This window comes from Methylobacterium sp. WL18 (genome assembly GCF_008040015.1).
Classification (GTDB): domain Bacteria; phylum Pseudomonadota; class Alphaproteobacteria; order Rhizobiales; family Beijerinckiaceae; genus Methylobacterium; species Methylobacterium mesophilicum.
The window spans coordinates 1-3,574 of the sequence record NZ_VRVD01000484.1; the positions used below are offsets into that span (position 1 = coordinate 1).

Here is a 3,574-nt window from a genome sequence, read left to right on the forward strand (position 1 = left end):
CCCCTCTCCCGACCCCCTTCGGGGGCCACCCTCCCCCGCAGAGGGGGGAGGGAAGCCGCGCCTCCCGCGCCTGACAACCTGGCCGCTTCCCCGCCAAAAGCCCGTCCGCTGCTCGACCCCCGACGCGTCAAGCCGTCCCCTTACGCCCAATCATCCTCCGGCTGCGGCGACAGCGTGCGCCAGGCTGCGGCGATCCGCTCCGGCTTGATCTCCAGCGCGCCCGCGCAGGCCACCAGCACGCCCTCGTCGCCCATCACGTGGTCGAGCACGCCGGCCAGGAAGGCCGGTTCCTGGGCGCTCTCCCGCAGGGTGTCGGCGCTCAGGCCGCTCGCGGCGAGGAACGGCAGGAGCCGGTCGTCCTCCGCGACGATCCACAGCAGAACGTCGAGGGCGAGCCGTTCCGCAGATTCGGCCCCTTGAAGAGGTTTGCCATTCATCAACATGTGATCGCTACAAAGGTCACCAAGGGGCTTCACCGCCCGCTAATCATGATCGGCGCGCACCGGGACATCGGATCATGAAAAAGACGGTGCTGATCGTCGAGGACAACGAACTGAACATGAAGCTGTTCAACGACCTCTTGGAGGCGAACGGCTACGCGACCCTGAAGACCGCCCACGGCATCGAGGCGATCGAGCTGGCCCGCGCGCACCACCCCGACCTGATCCTCATGGACATCCAGCTCCCCGAGGTCTCCGGCCTCGAGGTGACCAAATGGCTCAAGGAGGACGACGACCTCAAGAGCATTCCGGTCATCGCGATCACGGCCTTCGCCATGAAGGGCGACGAGGAGCGGATCCGCGAGGGCGGCTGCGAGGCCTATCTGTCGAAGCCGATCTCCGTCGCGAAGTTTTTGGCAACGGTTCGCGCGTATCTTGAGCCCCGGTGACGCCGGAGCGGCGCACCGGTAACGGCGAACGGCCGACCGCCCCGGGCGGAACCGCGCAACCGCGCGTCAGCGAGGAACCATGTCGGCCCGCGTCCTGATCGTCGACGACCTGTTCCCGAACGTGAAGCTTCTCGAGACGAAGCTCGGGCTGGAGTATTTCGACACGATCGCCGCCATGAACGGGCCGGACGCGATCGCGATCTGCGAGAAGGGCCTCTGCGACATCGTCCTGCTCGACGTGATGATGCCCGGCATGGACGGGTTCGAGGTCTGCCGCTACCTCAAGAACAACCCGGTCACCGCCCACATCCCGGTGGTGATGGTGACGGCCCTCGACCAGCCCTCGGACCGCCTGCGCGGGCTCGATGCCGGGGCCGACGACTTCCTGACCAAGCCGGTGGACGACACCGCCCTGTTCAGCCGGGTGCGCAGCCTCGTGCGCCTCAAGGCGGTCACCGATGAATTGCGCCAGCGGGCGCTGGCGTCCCGCGCGTTCGGCATCGGCGATCCCCTGGCGCTCGCCACCGCGGAGACCGGCCTCGACGCCCGGATCCTGCTGGTCGAGGACCGGCCCGGCTCGGCCGAACGCATGGCCGGGGCCCTGCGCCAGCACCACGCGGTCACGATCGAGCCCGATCCGCAGGCGGCGATGCGGCTCGCCGCCGAGGGCGTGTTCGACCTCGCCCTGGTCAGCCTCGACCTCGACGGGTCGGACGGCCTGCGCCTGTGCAGCCAGCTCCGCTCGCTCGACAGCACCCGGGCGATGCCCCTGATCATGCTGGCCGAGGAGCACGACCGCGCCCGAGTGGTGCGCGGCCTCGATTTCGGCGTCCACGACTTCCTGATGCGGCCGGTGGACCGCAACGAGCTGATGGCCCGGGTCCGCACCCAGGTGAAGCGCAAGCGCTTCACGGACGCCCTCCGGGGCGCCATGCAGGCCTCCCTGCAGCTGGCCATCACCGACGCGCTCACCGGCCTGCACAACCGGCGCTACCTCGACAACCACCTCGGCGCGCTGTTCTCCGACGAGACCACCCGGCGCCCGGGTCTGGCGGCGCTGATCCTCGACATCGACCGGTTCAAGGCGATCAACGACAGCTACGGCCACGAGGCCGGCGACGAGGTGCTGCGCACCTTCGCCGAGCGCGTCCGCCAGCACACCCGGCCGGTGGACACCGTCGCCCGCTACGGCGGCGAGGAGATCGTCGTGGTCCTGCCGGAGGCGGGCCTGGCCGAGGCCCGGGCCATCGCCGAGCGCATCCGCGAGAAGGTCGAGGCGATGCCGTTCTCGGTCCACCGCGCCACCCGGACGATCCCGGTGACGGTCTCGATCGGGGTCGCGGTCCGGCACCCGGACGACACCGGCCCCGGCGACATGCTCAAGCGCGCCGACATCGCCCTGTACCGGGCCAAGGCCGCGGGGCGGAACCGGGTCGAGCAGCAGGCGGCCTGAGGGGCGGGCGGACCCGCGCGCTTCCTCATCCCTCTGTGGGCTACGATGCCACTCGGCCGCGTTAGGCAAACCGCGACGCGCCCCCTCTCCCGTGCGGGAGAGGGTTGGGGTGAGGGACCAGGACTTTCCGGAGAGGTCGCATCCCTCACCCTGTCCCTCTCCCGCACGGGAGAGGGGACCCGAGCTACATCCAGAGCTGTGTGGATGCCGTAGCCGTTGCGGGCGAAAGAGGGCGCGGTGCCCGATACGTACGAAGATGGCGCGCACCTTCGCGCTGCGTCAAAACGCTCACCCGCGCCTAAGGATGACATTCTAACCGCGCACCCGACATCGTTTCGCGCACCTCTCGGACAGGGCGCGGCAGGGGAACGGACGACGGATGGATATGCAGGTGCCGGCCCGGTCGGGGCGTGAGGCGAGCGTGCTGGAGAAGCGCCGCCTGTGCAAGATCGCCTCCTCGCCCCACGCCTACGTCCGGGGCAGCACGGCGCATTTCTACGATCTGATCGCCGCCATGCCGGCCGGCACCCTGCCGGAGGGGCCGCCGGTCTGGATCTGCGGCGACGCGCATCTCGGCAATCTCGGCGCGGTCGCCGGCCCCGACGGGCGGATCGACATCCAGGTCCGCGACCTCGACCAGACCCTGGTGTCGAACCCGGCCTTCGACCTGGTCCGGCTGGCCCTGTCTCTGGTGACCGCCGCCCTCAACGCGACCCTGCCGGGCCTCGTCACCGCCCGGATGATGGACGCGATGGCTTTGGGCTACGCGGACGGCATCCTCGACCCCGAGGGGGCCGAGCGGGGCATCGCCCAATCCGACATCGTCGCCACCACGCGCCGGCGCGCGCTCGGCCGGCGCTGGCGCCACCTGTCCCGGGAGCGGCTCAAGGGCAAGGACGCGCGGCTGCCCCGCGGCGACCGGTTCTTCGACCTCGACGGCGCCGAGCAGGAGGCGTTCGAGGCGTTGAGCCGCGACGCGGAGGTGCACCGGCTGGTCCTGGCGCTCGGCGGCGCCGAGGCCGGGGCGGAGATCCGGCTGCGCGACGCCGCCTACTGGATCAAGGGCTGCAGCTCGCTCGGCCGGCTGCGCTATGCCGGCCTCGTGGAGATCGTGGGCGGCGCCCGCCCGCACCTCGCGCTCCTCGACGTCAAGGAGGCGGTGCCGTACCTGGCCCCGCCCGCCCCGGGAGCCGACATGCCGGCCGACGCCGCCGCCCGGGTCGTGGCCGGCG

The 3,574-nt window shown here is 70.9% G+C and carries 4 protein-coding genes; 3 read left to right on the forward strand and 1 reads right to left on the reverse strand.

Annotated elements, in window-relative coordinates; translation table 11 throughout:
* Positions 1-140: 140 nt before the first annotated feature.
* Positions 141-437: a DUF3572 domain-containing protein gene (locus FV228_RS23425; protein WP_147856771.1), complete on the reverse strand. Its 297-nt coding sequence runs from the start codon at positions 435-437 to the stop codon at positions 141-143.
* A gap of 80 nt (positions 438-517) precedes the next feature.
* Here FV228_RS23425 and FV228_RS23430 point away from each other — a divergent pair, with 80 nt between their 5' ends.
* The 3 genes from FV228_RS23430 to FV228_RS23440 all read left to right on the forward strand — a co-directional run.
* Positions 518-889 (forward strand): response regulator, encoded by a 372-nt coding sequence (locus FV228_RS23430; RefSeq protein WP_007560977.1) that lies wholly within the window; start codon positions 518-520, stop codon positions 887-889.
* Between the two features lie 79 nt (positions 890-968).
* Positions 969-2,342, forward strand: a complete 1,374-nt coding sequence (locus FV228_RS23435) for a PleD family two-component system response regulator (protein ID WP_147856772.1) — start codon at positions 969-971, stop codon at positions 2,340-2,342.
* A 379-nt stretch (positions 2,343-2,721) separates the two neighbouring features.
* Positions 2,722-3,574 (forward strand): DUF2252 family protein (locus FV228_RS23440; RefSeq protein WP_147856773.1); only part of this gene is annotated, 853 nt, incomplete at its 3' end.